At 60.1% G+C, this 2,184-nt stretch carries 1 protein-coding gene; it reads right to left on the reverse strand.

The genetic code is table 11. The features are described from left to right. On the reverse strand, positions 1–2,184 hold a 2,184-nt coding region (locus AC1D0P_RS25005), incomplete at both ends, for an ATP-binding protein (protein ID WP_477679203.1).

Consider the following 2,184-nt stretch of genomic DNA (forward strand, 5'->3'; position numbering starts at 1 on the left):
ATCCCGGGCGACCTCGGCAACGATGCGCTGGATATCGAGATCGTCTTCCACATGCAGTATGCGCGGCTTGCCGGACGGCATGCCGGCGACGGCCCGTCGTACGCTCTGGATCAGCTGGTCTTCATCAATCGGCTTTTGCAGCCAATCCGAGACCGTGAGCGGTTTGTGGTTGAACTGCAGTTGTCCTTCCTCAGCCAGGGCCGAGATCACCACGACCGGCAGCTTGCGTGTGCTTTCGTTGTCGCGCAGCGCACTGATGAAGGCCATGCCGTTCTGGCCCGGCAGCTTCAGGTCCACGGTCACGGCGTCGTAGCTGTGCTGCGCAAGACAGGCCAAAGCCTGTTCCGCGCTATATGCCATCTCAGTCTCAAATCCCGCCTTGGCCAGCATCATGCCGATGAGCCTTGCCACGTCGGGGTCATCCTCGCAAATCAGGATGCGCGGCTGGAAGGCGTCACCCTTGGCCCGGAACGGCTGCAGCAGCGGCACCGTGTTCTGCCATTCGGGCAACTCGAAGAAGAAGGTGGTGCCCGTGCCCACCGCGCTGCTAAAGCCTATGCTGCCGCCCATCTTCTCGATGAGCGCCTTGGAAATGTTGAGTCCGAGACCGGTCCCGCCTTTTTGCCGGGTGTCGGAAGAATCCGCTTGCGAAAATTTCTGGAAAATGCGGCCACGAAACTCCTCCGGAATACCGGGGCCGCGGTCCACCACTTCGACCCGCACACTCTGGGCCAAGCGCGATATGCGCACCTCCACCACCCCTCCCGGCGGCGTAAATTTCACCGCATTGGACAGCAGGTTGGTCAGTACCTGGATCATGCGGTCCCCATCAATGCGCACCTGCAGCTGCGCATCGGGTGCCTGCAGCCGCAAGGTCACGCTGTATTGGCCCGCGAAACCCTCGTTGGCGGCCAGCACCTGTTGGACCAGCGGCTTGATGTCGATGACCTGCAGGTCCAGGCGCATCTTGCCGGACTCGATCTTCTCGCTGTCCAGCATGTCGTTGATCAACCGGATCAGGCGCTCACAGTTGCTCTTGGCGATGCCCACCAGGTTCTTCACGGCCTCAGGCAACTCACCGCCCACGCCGCCGAAGATCAGCCCGAGCGAGCCGCGGATGGAGGTGAGCGGGGTCCTCAATTCGTGCGAGACCGTCGAAATGAATTCGTTCTTCATGTTTTCGACCTTCTTGCGTTCTATCAGGTCGTAGGCAACGCAAAGAAACCCAGTCAGCGCGAGGCGCTCATCCCTCAGCGCGGTGACCGATACCATGACGGGCAAACGGCTGCCGTCCTTACGGATATAAGTCCATTCCCGCTCGTCCGCCGAGCCGCCGCGCGCCCTGGCAACGAGCGTTTCGAAACCGGCCTGGACCGGCTGTCGCAGTTCGATGCTTAGCTGCTGTGCGCGCTCTGCCATTTCGGTTTTGTCATGCAACAAGTCAGGTGTATGCCGGGCGAAGACCTCGTCGGCCGAATAACCCAGCATGCGGTGCGCGCCGTTGTTGAACAGACGGATCATGCCGTTGGTATCCGTCGAGATGATGGAGAAATTGGCGCTATCCAGGATTGCCTGTTGCAGTTCCGTGCTTTCCGACAGCTGGTGATTCAGCGTGCGTTCGACCTCCCGGGAGCGTTTGCGCACCACCAACCAGAACAGCAGCGCCAAGCCGAATGCGGTGGAGGTGGAGGCCGCAACAATGAATCGCGCCTGCTCCGACTGCGCATTGCTGCTCGCGACCAACTCTTGCATATTCGCGACCTGCTCGTCGGACAGCTGTTGTACCGCGGCCTGGAAGCCGTTCTGTGCATACATCAGTTCCTGCTCAATGATGCGGCTGACTTCGCGCTCGTCACCGGCCATTTTTGCCCGGAATGCGTCGCTGCGGATCTTCTGGTATTGCAAGCGCCGTTCGGTCGCCGCGAAAAAGGTTTCCGCAATCGGACCCTCGTGCAAGGTTGCATCCAGTTTGCGCAGGATACCGTTGACTTTTTTGACCGTTTCGTCGATCTCGACGCGGACTTCCTTTTCAAGTACCGGGTCATTGATTTTGAGCAGAAGCAGCGTCCGCAAGGTATTGGCCCGCGTCAAGCGATGCCATTCCTTGATCTGCCGCTCCACCGTCAGTCCCGCGTCAACGACCTCATCGTTGACGCGCTCCAGCTTCATGATCCACCACACTCC

This window comes from Polaromonas sp. P1_G2 (genome assembly GCF_056405515.1).